General features: G+C 69.3%; 13 protein-coding genes, 2 tRNA genes and 1 pseudogene. 11 read left to right on the plus strand and 5 right to left on the minus strand.

What is annotated here, in order from left to right:
* The first annotated feature begins 520 nt into the window (after nucleotides 1–520).
* The 6 genes from WS92_RS23530 (at nucleotide 521) to WS92_RS23555 (ending at nucleotide 7,862) form a co-directional block, all read left to right on the plus strand.
* Entirely contained in the window at nucleotides 521–3,706 is a 3,186-nt protein-coding gene (locus tag WS92_RS23530) for an Rne/Rng family ribonuclease (protein WP_059934000.1), read from the plus strand.
* A 139-nt stretch (nucleotides 3,707–3,845) separates the two neighbouring features.
* Nucleotides 3,846–4,958 (plus strand): GTP 3',8-cyclase MoaA, encoded by a 1,113-nt coding sequence (moaA, locus tag WS92_RS23535; RefSeq protein ID WP_015601640.1) that lies wholly within the window; start codon nucleotides 3,846–3,848, stop codon nucleotides 4,956–4,958.
* Between the two features lie 32 nt (nucleotides 4,959–4,990).
* The gene (mobA, locus tag WS92_RS23540) at nucleotides 4,991–5,614 is read left to right on the plus strand and encodes a molybdenum cofactor guanylyltransferase MobA (protein ID WP_015600724.1); all 624 of its coding nucleotides are present in this window, start codon (nucleotides 4,991–4,993) and stop codon (nucleotides 5,612–5,614) included.
* Nucleotides 5,615–5,745: 131 nt separating this feature from the next.
* On the plus strand, nucleotides 5,746–7,044 hold the full coding sequence (gene glp, locus WS92_RS23545) for a molybdopterin molybdotransferase MoeA (RefSeq protein ID WP_059934002.1): 1,299 nt from the start codon (nucleotides 5,746–5,748) through the stop codon (nucleotides 7,042–7,044).
* Between the two features lie 36 nt (nucleotides 7,045–7,080).
* Nucleotides 7,081–7,368 (plus strand): hypothetical protein, encoded by a 288-nt coding sequence (locus WS92_RS23550; protein ID WP_004192965.1) that lies wholly within the window; start codon nucleotides 7,081–7,083, stop codon nucleotides 7,366–7,368.
* A 53-nt stretch (nucleotides 7,369–7,421) separates the two neighbouring features.
* Nucleotides 7,422–7,862, plus strand: coding sequence for a GNAT family N-acetyltransferase (locus WS92_RS23555; RefSeq protein WP_059934127.1), 441 nt, complete (start codon nucleotides 7,422–7,424; stop codon nucleotides 7,860–7,862).
* 161 nt (nucleotides 7,863–8,023) lie between these two features.
* Here the strand turns inward: WS92_RS23555 and rmuC are convergent, their stop codons facing one another.
* The 5 genes from rmuC to pncB form a co-directional block, all read right to left on the minus strand.
* Nucleotides 8,024–9,496 carry a DNA recombination protein RmuC gene (gene rmuC / locus WS92_RS23560; RefSeq protein WP_059934004.1) on the minus strand — a complete coding sequence of 491 codons (1,473 nt, stop codon included), beginning with the start codon at nucleotides 9,494–9,496 and terminating at the stop codon, nucleotides 8,024–8,026.
* Nucleotides 9,493–10,482, minus strand: coding sequence for a 2-hydroxyacid dehydrogenase (locus tag WS92_RS23565; RefSeq protein WP_015600377.1), 990 nt, complete (start codon nucleotides 10,480–10,482; stop codon nucleotides 9,493–9,495). Before WS92_RS23565 ends, rmuC begins: the two co-directional genes overlap by 4 nt.
* A 73-nt stretch (nucleotides 10,483–10,555) precedes the next feature.
* Entirely contained in the window at nucleotides 10,556–11,995 is a 1,440-nt protein-coding gene (locus tag WS92_RS23570) for a sodium:proton antiporter (protein ID WP_015602286.1), read from the minus strand.
* Nucleotides 11,996–12,063: 68 nt separating this feature from the next.
* Nucleotides 12,064–12,726, minus strand: coding sequence for a LutC/YkgG family protein (locus WS92_RS23575; RefSeq protein WP_059934006.1), 663 nt, complete (start codon nucleotides 12,724–12,726; stop codon nucleotides 12,064–12,066).
* A 69-nt stretch (nucleotides 12,727–12,795) separates the two neighbouring features.
* Entirely contained in the window at nucleotides 12,796–13,995 is a 1,200-nt protein-coding gene (gene pncB / locus WS92_RS23580; protein WP_059934008.1) for a nicotinate phosphoribosyltransferase, read from the minus strand.
* Nucleotides 13,996–14,135: 140 nt separating this feature from the next.
* Between pncB and WS92_RS37275 the strand changes: the two are divergent.
* From WS92_RS37275 to WS92_RS23600, 5 genes and pseudogenes are all read left to right on the plus strand, one after another.
* A pseudogene (locus WS92_RS37275) lies at nucleotides 14,136–14,347 on the plus strand (hypothetical protein).
* On the plus strand, nucleotides 14,265–14,588 hold the full coding sequence (gene fdxA / locus WS92_RS23585; protein ID WP_009913193.1) for a ferredoxin FdxA: 324 nt from the start codon (nucleotides 14,265–14,267) through the stop codon (nucleotides 14,586–14,588). The pseudogene WS92_RS37275 and the gene fdxA overlap by 83 nt, the downstream one beginning before the upstream one ends.
* A 112-nt stretch (nucleotides 14,589–14,700) precedes the next feature.
* Nucleotides 14,701–14,776, plus strand: a tRNA-Asn gene (locus WS92_RS23590).
* A gap of 95 nt (nucleotides 14,777–14,871) precedes the next feature.
* Nucleotides 14,872–14,947: transfer RNA gene (locus tag WS92_RS23595), tRNA-Asn, on the plus strand.
* Between the two features lie 137 nt (nucleotides 14,948–15,084).
* Nucleotides 15,085–15,567, plus strand: coding sequence for a CreA family protein (locus WS92_RS23600; RefSeq protein ID WP_006025778.1), 483 nt, complete (start codon nucleotides 15,085–15,087; stop codon nucleotides 15,565–15,567).
* Nucleotides 15,568–15,598 lie beyond the last annotated feature (31 nt).

Genomic DNA, 15,598 nt, shown 5'->3' on the forward strand with positions numbered 1-15,598 from the left:
CCGTGCCGCGGTAACGGAATGTTGGACAAAAAGAATTTGTTGGAGGCTGCGGCGCGGCGCGATGTAGGCCCGGCGCAGCTTCCTGTTGCGAATAGAACGGCGTGCGCCCGATATGGCCCCGCGAGAGCGCGGGGCTTGGCGACGTCAAAACCAAGGAAGGAACACCCCAGGCGGGAAAGTCGGGCTGGATTCGATACTCCCCGCTGCGGCCGAGCCGCAGCATATGCCGCCACCCGGCGTCGCGCGCAACTTGCGCCGCGCCCCGCGGCAGTGCCCGGTCGGAGGCTTGGCGCGCCCTGCGGCGCGCGGAGTGTCGACGCCGTGTGCTTTGAAGCCGTGTTCGCAGGCGCCCTCTGGCCGCGGCCCGCCGTATGGGTTCGCGCCTCATCAGGCCATTCTCCCGCCATCGTTCCCGCTCCAGCGTGCTTGTGACAACACAACAAGGCGCGGCCTGACGTCGTCCCCGCGCTCCGCCTGACAACCGGAGCGCGCCGCCGGCAGAGCCGCCTGGAGTCGTTCAATGAAACGCATGCTGTTCAATGCGACGCAGCAGGAAGAACTGCGCGTCGCCATCGTCGATGGGCAGAAGCTCATCGACATCGACATCGAAACCGCCGGACGCGAACAGCGCAAAGGCAATATCTACAAGGGCGTCGTCACCCGCATCGAGCCGTCGCTCGAAGCCTGCTTCGTCAACTACGGCGAAGACCGCCACGGCTTCCTGCCGTTCAAGGAAGTTGCCCGCCAGTACTTCAAGGAAGGCGTCGACATGCGCTCCGCGCGCATCCAGGACGCGCTGCGCGAAGGCCAGGAGCTGATCGTCCAGGTCGAGAAGGAAGAGCGCGGCAACAAGGGCGCGGCGCTGACCACCTTCATCTCGCTCGCCGGCCGCTACCTCGTGCTGATGCCGAACAACCCGCGCGGCGGCGGCGTGTCGCGCCGCATCGAGGGCGACGAGCGCCAGGAGCTGCGCGAGACGATGGCGCAGTTGCAGATCCCCGACGGCATGAGCATGATCGCCCGCACGGCGGGCATCGGCCGCAGCGCCGAGGAACTGCAATGGGACCTGAACTACCTGCTGCAGCTCTGGCGCGCGATCGAGGCGGCGTCGCAAAGCGGCCATCCCGGCCAGCCGATGCTGATCTACCTCGAATCGAGCCTCGTGATCCGCGCGATCCGGGACTATTTCCAGCCGGATATCGGCGAAATCCTGATCGACACGACCGAGATCTACGATCAGGCCCGCGCGTTCATGGACATCGTGATGCCCGACAACGTCGGCAAGGTGAAGCGCTATCACGACGACGTCCCCCTCTTCTCGCGCTTCCAGATCGAGCACCAGATCGAGACCGCGTACTCGCGCACGGTGCCGCTGCCGTCGGGCGGCGCGATCGTGATCGACCACACCGAGGCGCTCGTCGCGATCGACGTGAACTCGGCGCGCGCGACGAAGGGCGCAGACATCGAGGAAACGGCCACCCGCACGAACCTCGAGGCGGCCGACGAAGTCGCCCGGCAGTTGCGCCTGCGCGACCTGGGCGGCCTGATCGTGATCGACTTCATCGACATGGAATCGGCGAAGAGCCAGCGCGAGGTCGAGCAGCGCCTGAAGGACGCGCTCAAGCACGACCGCGCACGCGTGCAGATGGGCAAGATCTCGCGCTTCGGCCTGATGGAGCTGTCGCGCCAGCGCCTGCGCCCGGCCCTGTCCGAAGGCAGCCACGTGACCTGCCCGCGCTGCAACGGCACGGGCCATATCCGCGACACCGAATCGTCCGCGCTGCAAGTGCTGCGGATCATTCAGGAAGAGGCGATGAAGGAGAACACCGCGGCGATCCACTGCCAGGTGCCCGTCGAGGTCACGGCCTTCCTGCTCAACGAAAAGCGTCAGGAAATCAACAAGATCGAGTCGCGCTTCAAGGTCGGCGTCGTGCTGATCCCGAACAAGCACCTCGATACGCCGCACTACAAGCTCGAGCGCCTGCGTCACGACGATGCGCGCCTCGACGATCCGCGCGCCTCGTGGAAGATGGCCGAGGAGGCCGCCCGCGAGCTCGAGGCGGAAACCGGCTACAGCAAGCGCGCCGAGGAAACGAAGCCGCGCCAGGAAGCGGCCGTCAAGGGCATCACGCCCGAGCGTCCGGCACCGAGCCCCGCGCCGCAGCGCCAGAGCGCGCAGGAAGCGGCGGCGCCCGTGGCCGCCGCGCCTGCGAGCGGCGGCGGCTTCATGAAGTGGCTGAAGGGCCTGTTCGGCGTGCAGCCGGCCGCGGCGCCCGCACCGGCGCCCGCCGCGCAGGAAACGGCCGCGCGTCCGGCGCGCGAGCGCGCGGAGCGCGGTGAACGCGGCGAGAAGGCCGAGCGCGGCGGCGATCGCAATCGCAACCGTCGCGGCGGCGCCGCGCAGCAGGCGGGCGGGCGCGACCAGGTCGCGGCCGGCGGCGGCCGCGCTCAGACGCCGCGCGCCGAGCGCGAAGGCAAGGAAACCCGCGAGCCGCGCGAAGGCCGCGAAGCACGCGGCGGCAGGGACAACCGGGAAGGCCGCGAAGCGCGCGAAAGCCGCGAACCCCGCGAGCCGCGCGAGCAACGTGAACAACGCGAACCGCGTGAACCGCGCGAGCGCGCCGAAACGCCCGAGGCCGCGGAAGCGCCGCGCGGCGAGCGCCGTGAACGCGGCGAGCGCCGCAAGCCGGCCCCGCACGCCGCGACGCTCGAAACCGTGAACCGCGGCGAAAGTGCGCACGCGGAAGCCGCCGAGAAGCCAATGCACGCGCCTGGCGCGGAAGCCGGCGTCGACGCGGATTCGAACGCACGCGACGGCGAAGAGCGCCGCCGCCGCCGCCGCGGTCGCCGTGGCGGCCGCCGCGAGCGTGAAGACGAAGGCGCAGTGCAGGCGGCGGAAGGCGGCGAAGGCGTGACGGCTGAAACGGTCGAGCATGCCGAGCCGGCGCAGCGGGGCGTCGCGCCCGTCGCCGGTCACGAGCCGCAGCATGCCGCGCAAGCGGGTGCGGGCGCGGCGGCGATCGCGGCGGCAGCCGTCGCGGCGGAAACGGTCGCGCATGTCGAGAGCGGCGCGAAGGCCGAGCCGCAACCGGCGGCCGAAGCGCCAGTCGCCGACACGGCACGGACCGGGGCAGAGGCCGAAGCAGCGCCTGCTCGCCCCGTCGAAGCACCGGCGCAAGCCGAAGTCGAGCAAGCCGCGCCGGCAACCACGGCGCACGCGCAGCCGGCTGCGGCCGACATCGCGCACGAGCAAGCCGCTCCGGTTGCAACCGCCCCCGCCGAAGCCGCTGCGGCCGAGGCGCCGGCCGCGGAAGCGTCCGAAGTCGCCGCGCCCGCGGTCGCTTCGGCCCCGGTCGCGGAGCCCGCGCCGGCCGCCGAGCCGCAGCAGCCCGCGCCTGTCGCGGCCGCGCCGGTCGAAGCGGATATCGCGCACGAACCGGCTCCCGTCGCCGAGACGCACGTCCCGGCAGCCGCTCAAGCCGAGGCGCCCGCCCCGGCCCCCGTCGCAGCCGCGCCGGGCGCGAGCCTCGAAACGGTGCTCGAATCCGCCGGCCTTGTCTGGGTCAACACGGACACGGACAAGCTGCGCGCCGCGCAAGCCGCCGCCGCGCAAATCGTGCCGCCCGTGCGCGCGCCGCGCGAACGCAAGCCGCTGCCGCCCGTCGACGCAACGCCGATGCAGCAAGTCGAGACGACGCACCGCTGATCCGGTCGTCCTTCGCCCGAAAAAGCCCGCCCCGAAAGGCGGGCTTTTTTTGTCTGTGCTCCGGTTCTGCGGGTTTCCATGCCCGGCCGCGTGCGGCGCTTCCAGCTAAAATGGAGGTCTGGCTTATCTTGCAACGCTCATGTCCCGACGCATCATCCCCGTGACCCCGGTGAGCACGGCGCCCGATCTGTCCGGCGCCCTGCTCGCGCCGAGCGGCACGCTGCGCGACGCCCTCGCGCGCCCGCTGCGCGACCTGCGCATCTCGGTCACGGACCGCTGCAACTTCCGATGCGTGTACTGCATGCCGCGCACCGTGTTCGGCAAGGATTACCCGTTCCTGCCGCACAGCGCGCTGCTGACGCTCGAGGAAATCGAGCGCCTCGCGCGGCTTTTCGTCGCACACGGCGTCGAGAAAATCCGCATCACGGGCGGCGAGCCGCTGTTGCGCAAGAACATCGAATTCCTGATCGAGCGCCTCGCGAAAATGACGACCGCCGGCGGCCGTCCGCTCGACATCACGCTGACGACGAACGGCTCGCTGCTCGTGCGCAAGGCGAAGAGCCTGCGCGACGCGGGGCTGTCGCGCGTGACGGTCAGCCTCGACGCGCTCGACGACACGCTCTTCAAGCGCATGAACGATGCCGACTTCGCGAGCACCGACGTGCTCGACGGCATCTTCGCCGCGCATGCGGCGGGCCTTTCGCCCGTGAAGGTCAACATGGTCGTCAAGCGCGGCACGAACGACGCCGAGATCGTGCCGATGGCGCGCCGCTTCAAGGGCACGGGCGTCGTGCTGCGCTTCATCGAGTACATGGACGTCGGCACGTCGAACGGCTGGAACATGGCCGAGGTGCTGCCGTCCGCCGACGTGATCGCGCGCATCGCCGAGCATTTCGCGCTCGTGCCGCTCGAGCGGCACACGCCCGCCGAGACCGCGCAGCGCTGGGGCTACGCGGACGGCAGCGGCGAGATCGGCGTGATCTCGAGCGTCACGCGCGCGTTCTGCGGCAATTGCACGCGCGCGCGACTGTCGACCGAAGGCCGGCTGTATCTGTGCCTCTTCGCATCGTCCGGCCACGACCTGCGCAGCCTCGTGCGCGGCGGCGCGACCGACGAGCAGATCGCCGCGCTGATCGGCCACATCTGGCAGGCGCGTACCGACCGCTACTCGCAACTGCGCGGCAGCGCGCAGGCGACGGAAGAAGCAGCGGGCGAAGCGAAGCGCGTCGAAATGTCCTACATCGGCGGCTAGGCCCGCCCGCTCCACGCGCCCCCGCTCTTGCCATGTCGTCGTGCGCCGCGCCCGCCGCCCCGATCACCGGCCTGCTGCTCGCGGGCGGACGCGGCACGCGAATGGGCGGCGTCGACAAGGGGTTGCAGCCGCTGCGCGGCGAGCCGCTCGCGCTGCATGTGCTGCGCCGGCTCGCGCCGCAAGTCGACGCGCTCGTCATCAGCGCGAATCGCCATCTCGATGCCTACGCCACGCTCGGCGCGCCGTTTCGCGCGCAGATCGTCGCGGACGCGCACGCGGACTTCGCCGGCCCGCTCGCCGGGCTCGCCGCGGGCATGCGCGCGGCCGGCACGCCGCTCGTCCTGTGCGTGCCGTGCGATTCGCCGTTCCTGCCCGCCGATCTCGCCGCGCGCCTCACCGCCGCGCTCGACGCGCAGCGCGCGGACATCGCGTTCGCGACGACTGTCGACGCGGGCGGCGGCATCGCGCCGCAGCCCGTCTTCGCACTCGTGCGCACCGCGCTCGCCGACGATCTCGCCGCGTATCTCGCGGCCGGCGAGCGCAAGATGCGCGCGTGGTACGCACGCCACAAGACGGCCGAAGTGCCGTTTGGCGACGAGCGGGCGTTTTACAATGCAAACTCTTTGCGGGACTTGGCCGGCCTCGAACGCGCATGACGGGCCGCACCGCGTTCCGCGCGCCGCCTGCCGCCCGCCGCCCGCCGCCCGCCGCTTGCGACGCGAGCGTTTCACAGCGGCGGCCGGGCGCCGGCCCCGAACACAATCCGCCTAGCGGCGCCTCGTCACCGATGACCACGCACACCACGCCTACGCCATCCGCCACGTCCGAGCACGCCGTCGCGCTGACCGTCGACGAAGCGCGCGCGCTCGCGTTGCGCTTCGCTGAACGCGTCGCGCAGGTCGAGCGCGTCGCGTTGCGCGATGCGCTCGACCGCGTGCTCGCCGACGACGTCGCCTCGCCGTTCGACATTCCCGCCTACGACAACGCCGCGATGGACGGCTACGCGTTCGACGGCGCGGCGCTCGCCGCGCCTGCCGCCGACGGCACGCTGGCGCTCGCGGTGGCGGGCCGCGCGCTCGCGGGGCACCCGTTCGACGGCCCCCGCGTCGCGAAAGGCGCGTGCGTGCGAATCATGACGGGCGCGCAGATGCCGGCGGGCTGCGACACCGTGATCCCGCAGGAGAAAGTGGATGCTGCGGGCGACGTCGTGCGCTTCGCGGCCTCGGCCGCCGCGCGCGGCGACCACTGCCGGCGCGCGGGCGAAGATCTCGCGCGCGGCGCGAGCGCGCTCGCCGCCGGCCGCGTCATGCGCGCGGCCGATCTCGGCCTGCTCGCTTCGCTCGGCATCGCCGACGTCGCGGTGCGCCGGCGCGTGCGCGTCGCGTTGTTCTCGACGGGCGACGAACTGCAGACGCCGGGCGAGCCGCTGCGCGAAGGCGGCCTCTACGACAGCAACCGCGCGACGCTCGTCGGAATGCTCGCGCGCCTCGGCGTCGAGACGCTCGATCTCGGCATCGTGCGCGACGATCCCGCTGCGCTCGAAAGCGCCCTGAAGACGGCGGCCGCGCAGGCGGACGCGGTGATCACGTCGGGCGGCGTGTCGGTCGGCGACGCGGATTTCACGCGCGCGCTGCTCGACACGCTCGGCGACGTCACGTTCGCGAGCGTCGCGATGCGCCCGGGCCGGCCGCTCGCATGCGGGCGCGTCTGGGCGAGCGGGCGCGACGGACGGCCCGCGCTCTTCTTCGGCCTGCCGGGCAACCCGGTCGCGGTCGCGGCGGCCTTCACCGTGATCGTGCGCGACGCGCTCCTCGCGATGATGGGTGCCGACGCGCAGCCGCTTCCCCGCTATCCGGCCATCTGCGACGCGCCGCTCAAGAAGCGCGCGGGCCGCACCGAATACCTGCGCGGCCACGCGGCGCGCGACGCGGGCGGCGTCTGGCGCGTGACGCCCGCCGGCTCGCAAAGCTCGGCATCGCTCAAGAGCCTGAGCGACGCGAACTGCTTCATCGTGCTCGCGCACGACGCCGCCCGCGTCGACGCCGGCGCGACGGTCGACATCCTGCCGTTCGACGGCGCCATCTGAATCCGTACTCAGCACTTCCACGGGGGCAACTCGCATATGAAAAAACAAATCTCATCGATCGCGCCGGGGCAGACCGCGAAAGCGCTGATCCTCGTCTATCTGACGTTCAGCGTGCCGATCGTGCTGCTCGGGATCGTCAACGCGTTCTTTCGCGAACAGTCAGTCGGGCTCGGCACGATCTTCAGCACGATCTTCAGCGCGCTGCTCCTGAACGCGATCGTCGGCTTCGTGCTGCTGTGGATCGCCTGCCACGCGTACAACTGGGTCGCCTCGCGCTTCGGCGGCATCGAGATCGTGCTGTCGGACGCGCCGGAGGAAGCGTGAGCGCCGGCGACACGACCGCGATCCGCGCGGCAGCGGCGGCCGACGTGCCCGCGATGCTCGCGCTGATGCGCGAACTCGCCGAATTCGAGCAGCTCACGCATCTGTTCGTCGCGACCGAAGCGGATCTCGCCGACGCGCTGTTCGGCGCGCGGCCGTCCGCCGAGGCGCTCGTCGCGGTGAACGGCGGCGCGATCGTCGGCTATGCGCTCTACTTTCACAACTATTCGACGTTCGTCGGCCGCCGCGGCCTGTATCTCGAAGACCTGTACGTGCAGCCGTCGCAGCGCGGCACGGGGCTCGGCACGCGGATGCTGCGCCGGCTCGCGGCGATCGCCGTCGAGCGCCGCTGCGCGCGCTTCGAGTGGACCGTGCTCGACTGGAATCAGCCGGCGATCGAGTTCTATCGGAAGATGGGCGCACAGATAATGCCCGACTGGCGCGTCGTGCGCGTGACGGGCGACACGCTCGCCCAGCTCGCGAACGGCACCGCGTAGCGCACGTTGCGCGGCTCGCGGGCCGGCCGTCGCCGACGAGCGACGAGAGCGACGCGCTCGCCGATGGAAGTCGATGCCGATCATCGGCGCACGACTGAACCGGCAAAACAAACGGGGCGCACGCGGCGCCCCGTTTTCGTTTTGCGCGGAAGAGGCGCGCGTCAGCTCTCGTCCACCTCCGCCCCGTCCGCGCCGAGCAGGCCGTTCGCGACCTCGCCCGGCAGCGCCTCGACCTGCTTCAGCTTGCGGTTCATCACGCGCGTGCGCTGCTCGGCCGCCTCGATCGAGCGCGTGACCGTCTCGAGCTGCGACTTCGTGCGCGCGAGCACGTCGCCGAACTTGCCGAACTCGGTCTTCACCGCGCCGAGCACCTGCCAGACCTCGCTCGAGCGCTTCTCGATCGCGAGCGTGCGAAAGCCCATCTGCAGGCTGTTCAGGAGCGCCGTGAGCGTCGTCGGGCCGGCCACCGTCACGCGATAGTCGCGTTGCAGCAGATCGGTGAGGCCGGGGCGGCGCAGGATCTCCGCGTAGAGCCCTTCGGTCGGCAGAAACAGCAGCGCGAAATCGGTCGTATGCGGCGGCGCGACGTACTTCTCCGAGATCGTGCGCGCCTCCGCGCGAATCCGCGCCTCGAGCGCGCGCGCGGCCTCGTCGACGGCCGCCGCATCCGCGCGCTCCTGCGCGTCGATCAGGCGCTCGTAGTCTTCGCGCGGAAATTTCGCGTCGATCGGCAGCCACACCGGCTCCCCGCCCGTCGCGCCTTCGTCGTGCCGCCCCGGCAGCCGGATCGCGAACTCGACGCGCTCGCTGCTCTTCGGCACCGTCGCGACGTTCTTCGCATATTGATCGGGCGTCAGCATCTGCTCAAGCAGCGCCTCGAGCTGCACTTCGCCCCAGGTACCGCGCGTCTTCACGTTCGTCAGCACCTTCTTCAGGTCGCCGACGCCCGCCGCGAGCGTCTGCATCTCGCCGAGCCCGCGATGCACCTGCTCGAGCCGGTCCGACACGAGCTTGAACGATTCGCCCAGGCGCTGCTCGAGCGTCGCATGCAGCTTCTCGTCGACGGTGCGGCGCATCTCGTCGAGCTTCGCCGCGTTGTTCGCCTCGATTTCCTTCAGGCGCGTCTCGAGCGTCGCGCGCACCTCGCCGATCCGGCGATCGTTCGCTTCCGTCAGTTGCGTGAGCTGCTGATTGAGCGTGTCGCCGAAATGCCTGAGCGCCGTGCCCTGCTCTTCGCGCGCGAGCTGCGCCTGCCGCTGCAGCGTGTCGCGCATCGCGTCGAACTGCTGCGTGTTGCCCGCGACGAGCTTCGCGAGCTGTTGCGCGAAGCCGTCGATCTGGTTGTTCTGCACGGTCGCGACGCTCGTGAGCTGCGCGGCGAGCGTCTGCTGCAATTGCGCGAAGTTGCCCGCGAGTTCGGTGCGCGAGCTGCGCGCGCCGTCGACGATCTCCGCGCGCAGCTCGCGCTCCAGCCGCTCGGCCGCGTGCGCGTGCGCGTCGTTCGCGTCGTCGATCTGCCCGGCGAGCCGCTCGAGGCCGTCGCCGCGCGAGCCGCCGCGCAGCAGCACGAAGAGCGCGATGGCGAGCGCCACCGCCAATGCGACGACGGCCGCCAGCAACAAGGTTTCAGTCATATGCGAGCCTTCCCCAGCACGCCGGGATTGATCGGATTCGGCGGACGCCCCGCGCGCGGCCCGGCGCCGAGCGCCGCGATCAGGTTGTCCGCCGCGAGATTCGCCATCGCGCGACGCGTGCCTTCGCTCGCGCTCGCGATGTGCGGCGTCAGCACGACGTTCGGCACGTCGAGCAGCGCCGGATGCACGCTCGGCTCGCCTTCGAACACGTCGAGGCCGGCCGCCGCGATCCGCTTGTCGCGCAGCGCGTCGGCGAGCGCCGCGTCGTCGACGATCCCGCCGCGCGCGATGTTCGTGAGCGTCGCGGTCGGCTTCATCAGCGCGAGCTCGGCCGCTCCGATCGTATGGTGGCTTTCCGCCGAGTACGGCAGCACGAGCACGACGTGATCGGCCTGCGCGAGGAGCGCCGCCTTCGACACGTACTCCGCGCCCAGCTCGGCCTCGATCTCGGGCGCGACGCGCGAGCGGTTGTGATAGATCACGCGCATGGCGAAGCCGCGCGCGCGACGCGCGAGCGCCTGGCCGATGCGGCCCATGCCGATCACGCCGAGCGTCGCGCCGTGAATGTCCGCGCCGAGGAAGCTGTCGTACGACCACTTGCGCCATTGCCCCGCGCGCAGCCAGTGCTCGGATTCGGCGATCCGCCGTGCGGCCGCCATCATCAGCGCCCAGCCGAAGTCGGCCGTCGTCTCGGTCAGCACGTCGGGCGTGTTGGTGCCGAGCACGTGCGCGGCGTTGAACGCACCGATGTCGAAGTTGTTGTAGCCCACCGCCATGTTCGACACGACGCGCAGCCGCGGCGCGGCCGCGAGCACCGACGCGTCGATCATGTCGCCCGCCGTCAGCGCGCCGTCCTTGTCCGCGAGGCGCGCCTTCAGCACGTCGGGGGCAAGCGCGTCGCCGTCGTTCCAGTCGACGTCGAAATACTGCTTGAGCCGCTCGATCACGTCCGGAAAGATCGAGCGCGCGACCAGGATTTTCTGCATTGCCGTCTCCGTCACGCCGCGCGGGCGGCGGGCGCGCGCATCGCGCCGCCCGCCGCCCGCGCGGCCATTATCGTCACCTTGCCTGACCGCTGAAGAACACCCACGTCGTCAGCAGGAACACCGGCACGAGAATCGCGAGCGCCCAGCCGAGGTACGCGAAGAAGCTCGGCATCCTCACGCCGCGCGACTCCGCGATCGCCTTCACCATGAAGTTCGGCGCGTTGCCGATGTAGCTGTTCGCGCCCATGAACACGGCGCCCGCCGAGATCGCCGCGAGCGTCGTCGCCCCTGTCGTCATCAGCGCCTGCGCGTCGCCGCCCGCGAGATTGAAGAACACGAGGTAGGTCGGCGCGTTGTCGAGGAACGACGACAGCACGCCCGTCGCCCAGAAGTACATCGCGTCAACCGGCTTGCCGTCCGCGCCCGTGACGAGATGGACGATCGGCGCGAACACGCCGTCGCCGCCCGCGCGCAGGATCACGATCACGGGCGCGATCGTCACGAAGATGCCGGCGAACAGTTTCGCGACCTCCTCGATCGGCGCCCAGTTGAACGCGTTGCCGTCGCGCGCCGAGCGTGGCGTGATCGCGAGCGACACGAGCGCGACCACGACGAGCGCCACGTCGCGCACGGCGTTCTGCAGCGCGACGTGCGTGCCGAACAGATCGAACGTGACGCCCGGCTTCCAGAGGCCGCTCATCAGCACGAGCGCGATCACCGCGCCGAGCAGCACGAAGTTGATCTTGCCCTCGATCGACACGCCGTGCGAATCGGGCGTCGGATCGAGGAACGGCTTGCCTTCCTCGCCGCCCTTTCGATAGAAATACGTATCGAGCACGAAGAAGAGCGCGAGCAGGATCGAGCAGATGAACAGCATCGGCAGCGCGAGATGGATCGTCGTCCAGAAGAAATCGACGCCGTTCAGAAAGCCGAGAAAGAGCGGCGGATCGCCGAGCGGCGACAGCGAGCCGCCCGCGTTCGCCACGAGAAAGATGAAGAACACGACGACGTGCACGACGTGCTTGCGATTGTCGTTCGCGCGCAGCAGCGGCCGGATCAGCAGCATCGCGGCGCCGGTGGTGCCCATCACGCTCGCGAGCACGGTGCCGAGCGCGAGAATGCCCGTGTTGAGCTTCGGCGTGCCGTGCAGGTTGCCGCGCACGCAGATGCCGCCCGCCACCGTGTACAGCGCCGTCAGCAGCACGATGAACGGAATGTATTCCTCGAAGAGCGCGTGCATCAGCGTGCCGAACGCGGCGCCGAAGCCGAACGTCGCGGCGAACGGAACCAGGAACGCGACCGCCCACGCCGCCGCGATCTTGCCGAAATGGTGATGCCAGAACACGGGCGCGATCAGCGGAAAGAGCGCAATCGACAACAGGATGCCCGCGAACGGAACCGCCCAGAACGCGGAAAGCGCGGCACCGTCGAGCGTTGCGGCCGATGCGAGCGCGGGAGCGGCGCCTAACGCGCCTCCCAGCGCCATGCCCGCCCAGGCGGCATGTCGTTTCATATGAATTCCTCTTGAAATGCGAATGGATACGGCGCGTAACGCAGCGGCGGCGGCCGTCGCGTCACTCGTCACGCGTCGCGCACGACGATCGCGTGAACGCGGGACGGCCCGTGCGCGCCGAGCACGATCGTCTGCTCGATGTCGCCGGTGCGCGACGGTCCCGACACGAAGTTCACCGCGCGCGGCAACACGCCGCGCTCCGCGCGGATCAGCGCGAACGCGTCCTCGTGCCCCGCGACGATGCGCGACGCGCTCACGAGCGCGATGTGGGTCTCGGGCAGCAGCGCGGCGGACGAGCACGTCTTCGGACTAGACAGCAGAACCAGCGAACCGGTTTCCGCCGTCGCGCAGAAACAGCCGGTGATGCCGATGCGATCGCCGTCGACAGGCTTCCTGAACTCGACCGCGAGCCCCGCGCCCGCCCAGTCGAGCGCATCGAGCGTCGGCCACGAGATCGCCTGCGCGCCGAGCCCCATGCGCTGCAGATACGCGGCGGCCGCGGCGGGCGCATCGCGCATCGACGCGACGGTGTCGACCGTCGTCGCGAGCCGCAGCGCCTCGTCGACGAAGCGCGAAACGAGATCGTCGCCGAGCGGTGGACGCGGCCCCGCCGGATGACGCGCGACGTAGTCGGCCGCATGCTCGCGCTCCACGCCGGCCAGCTCGGCCGGGCGGCCCTGCGCCGCGCGGATGCGCGCGAGGATGTTGCGGCGGGCAGCCGATGTGTCCATGAACTCCTCGTGACGATGGCTTTCGATACCGGCCCGATTATACCGGCCGATACGACGCGCGGACGGCGGTCACTTGCCCGCGTCGTCGTCGGGCGGCTGCGTGATCCCGAACACCTGGCGCAGATACGCGAGATACGCCTTGTCGTCGCACATGCTCTTGCCGGGCGAATCGGACAGCTTCGCGACCGGCTGCCCATTGCAGCGCACCATCTTGATGACGATCTGCAGCGGCTGGTAGCCGAGATCGTTGGTCAGGTTCGTGCCGACGCCGAACGCGAGCTTGCAGCGGCCGCGAAAACGCTCGTACAACTGCATGACCTTCGGGATGTCGAGCGCGTCGGAGAACACGAGCACCTTCGTGCGCGGGTCGCAGCGGTTTTCCTCGTAGTGCTTGATGAGCCGCTCGCCCCAGTCGAACGGATCGCCCGAATCGTGGCGCGCGCCGTCGAAGAGCTTGCAGAAATACATGTCGAAGTCGCGCAGGAACGCGTCCATCCCGTAGACGTCGGACAGCGCGATCCCGAGGTCGCCGCGGTATTCCTTCGCCCACATCTCGAAGCCGTAGGTCTGCGAATCGCGCAGCCGCGGGCCGAGCGCCTGGCACGCCTGCAGATATTCGTGCGCCATCGTGCCGAGCGGCGTGATCTCGTGCTTCATCGCGTAATAGACGTTGCTCGTGCCGGCGAACTGCGGACCGAGCCCGTCCTGCAGCGTGCGCAGCACCTCCTCGTGCCAGACCTTCGAGAAGCGGCGGCGCGTGCCGTAGTCGGCGATCTTGCAGTCGGCGAATTCCGGCTTCGCGCCGAGCAGCTTGATTTTCTCGCGCAGCCGGCCGCGCCCTTCGCGGTAATCCGGCCGGCGCTGCGTGTTGCGGAAGTACACCTCGTTGACGATCGCGAGCGCCGGAATCTCGAAGAGGATCGTATGCAGCCACGGCCCCTTGATCTCGATGTCGATCTCGCCGTTGCCCTTTTGCGACGGCATGATCGAGATGTACTTCTCGTTCAGGTGAAAGAGCGCGAGGAAATCGACGAAATCGCTCTTGATGAAACGCAGCCGGCGCAGATAGTCGAGCTCGGGATCGGTGAAGCGCAGCTCGCAGAGCGAGCGGACCTCGGCGCGGATCTCGTCGATGTACGGCACGAGATCGACGCCGGGGGTACGGCACTTGAAGCGATATTCGACGCTTGCGGCCGGGAAGTGATGCAGGACGACCTGCATCATCGTGAATTTGTACAGGTCGGTATCGAGCAGCGAAGTGATGATCATGATTCCAGACTGCCAAAATCGAAACGGAGCCCGAGCGTTTGCGCGCCCCGCGCGCCCGCCCTCCGGTTGACGCATGTTACCCGAATGCGGCGTCGCGCCGCGCCGGAACGCCGCGGGACCGCGCAAACCGCCATAAACTAATCACGAAACGGTATAAAAGGGAAAGCCGAGCGCACGATGCGGGTTTGACGCATCAGTTACAATGCCGCTTTTGGCGCCACGCCGCCGCCCCCTATACATACCTAGATACCGCCGCAGGAGCGTTTTGAATGACCCACGTTGTGACCGAAGCGTGCATCAAGTGCAAATACACGGATTGCGTCGATGTGTGCCCTGTGGACTGTTTCCGTGAAGGCCCGAACTTCCTCGCGATCGATCCGGACGAGTGCATCGACTGCGCGGTGTGCGTCGCCGAATGCCCGACCAACGCGATCTACGCGGAAGAAGACGTGCCGGGCGACCAGCAGCAGTTCACGGCGCTGAACGCCGAGCTCGCGAAGGACTGGCCGTCGATCACGAAGACGAAGCCCGCGCCCGCCGACGCCGACGAGTGGAAGGACGTGCAGGACAAGCTGCACCTGCTCGAGCGCTGATCGCCCGCGGGGCGCGGCCCGACGCCGCGTGACGGCGCCGATATGTGCCGGTACGCAAAAGTGTTGACAGATCGGCCAGCGCCCCATAGAATCTCGTTTCTCTGCTGTTTGTTCCCCGATAGCTCAGTCGGTAGAGCGCCGGACTGTTAATCCGTAGGTCCCTGGTTCGAGCCCAGGTCGGGGAGCCAAGAATTGCAAAGGCCCGTTTCAAACGGGCTTTTTCATGGCCGATGATCGCCTTGCGCTGCTGTTTCGAGGCGTCAAGCATGCCGAACCGTTTTATTCCCCGATAGCTCAGTCGGTAGAGCGCCGGACTGTTAATCCGTAGGTCCCTGGTTCGAGCCCAGGTCGGGGAGCCAGCTTCGAAGGCCCGTCGTTCGCGACGGGCCTTTTTGCCTTTCCCCTCCAGGTTTTCGTTGCGCCGCGCACCGTCGCGCACCCGGCGGCGTGCTAGAGTCGTGCTCCGCTTCTCGCCACGTCTGCCGCCTCGCCACCGATGAAAAACCGTTATTTCGCTGTCCTCGCGACCTGCGCCGCCCTCCTTCCGATCGCAACGACCGCCGCGCGCGGCGAGGAAGTCGCCAGCGTCAACACCAATTTCCGCCTGACGGGCTCCGATCGCGTCGTCGTCGAAGCGTACGACGATCCGCTCGTGAGCGGCGTTACCTGCTACGTGTCGCGCGCACGCACGGGCGGCATCAAGGGCACGCTTGGCATCGCCGAGGACCCGACCGAGGCGTCGATCGCGTGCCGGCAGGTCGCCCCGATCCGCTTCACTGAGCCGCTCAGGCAGCAGACCGACGTGTTCAGCGAGCGGCTGTCGTTCATCTTCAAGACGCTGCACGTCGTGCGCGTCGTCGACAAGAAACGCAACACGCTCGTCTACCTGACCTACAGCGACCGGATCGCAACGGGCAGCCCGAAGAACAGCGTGACCGCCGTGCCCGTGCCGGCCGGCACGCCGATCCCGGTCAGGTAACGAAGCCCGCCGCGCCCGAAAGCCGAGAGCC

The sequence above is a fragment of the Burkholderia sp. MSMB1588 genome (assembly GCF_001546925.1).
Taxonomy (GTDB): domain Bacteria; phylum Pseudomonadota; class Gammaproteobacteria; order Burkholderiales; family Burkholderiaceae; genus Burkholderia; species Burkholderia humptydooensis.

Coding starts and splice junctions, on each gene's coding strand:
- WS92_RS23550 (WP_004192965.1), top strand. CDS start 7,081: ATGAAAAAACAAATCTCATCGATCGCGCCGGGGCAGACCGCGAAAGCG.
- WS92_RS23565 (WP_015600377.1), bottom strand. CDS start 10,482: ATGCAGAAAATCCTGGTCGCGCGCTCGATCTTTCCGGACGTGATCGAG.
- fdxA (WP_009913193.1), top strand. CDS start 14,265: ATGACCCACGTTGTGACCGAAGCGTGCATCAAGTGCAAATACACGGAT.
- WS92_RS23555 (WP_059934127.1), top strand. CDS start 7,422: ATGCTCGCGCTGATGCGCGAACTCGCCGAATTCGAGCAGCTCACGCAT.
- WS92_RS23530 (WP_059934000.1), top strand. CDS start 521: ATGAAACGCATGCTGTTCAATGCGACGCAGCAGGAAGAACTGCGCGTC.
- WS92_RS23570 (WP_015602286.1), bottom strand. CDS start 11,995: ATGAAACGACATGCCGCCTGGGCGGGCATGGCGCTGGGAGGCGCGTTA.
- mobA (WP_015600724.1), top strand. CDS start 4,991: ATGTCGTCGTGCGCCGCGCCCGCCGCCCCGATCACCGGCCTGCTGCTC.
- rmuC (WP_059934004.1), bottom strand. CDS start 9,496: ATGACTGAAACCTTGTTGCTGGCGGCCGTCGTCGCATTGGCGGTGGCG.
- WS92_RS23600 (WP_006025778.1), top strand. CDS start 15,085: ATGAAAAACCGTTATTTCGCTGTCCTCGCGACCTGCGCCGCCCTCCTT.
- moaA (WP_015601640.1), top strand. CDS start 3,846: ATGTCCCGACGCATCATCCCCGTGACCCCGGTGAGCACGGCGCCCGAT.
- WS92_RS23575 (WP_059934006.1), bottom strand. CDS start 12,726: ATGGACACATCGGCTGCCCGCCGCAACATCCTCGCGCGCATCCGCGCG.
- pncB (WP_059934008.1), bottom strand. CDS start 13,995: ATGATCATCACTTCGCTGCTCGATACCGACCTGTACAAATTCACGATG.
- glp (WP_059934002.1), top strand. CDS start 5,746: ATGACCACGCACACCACGCCTACGCCATCCGCCACGTCCGAGCACGCC.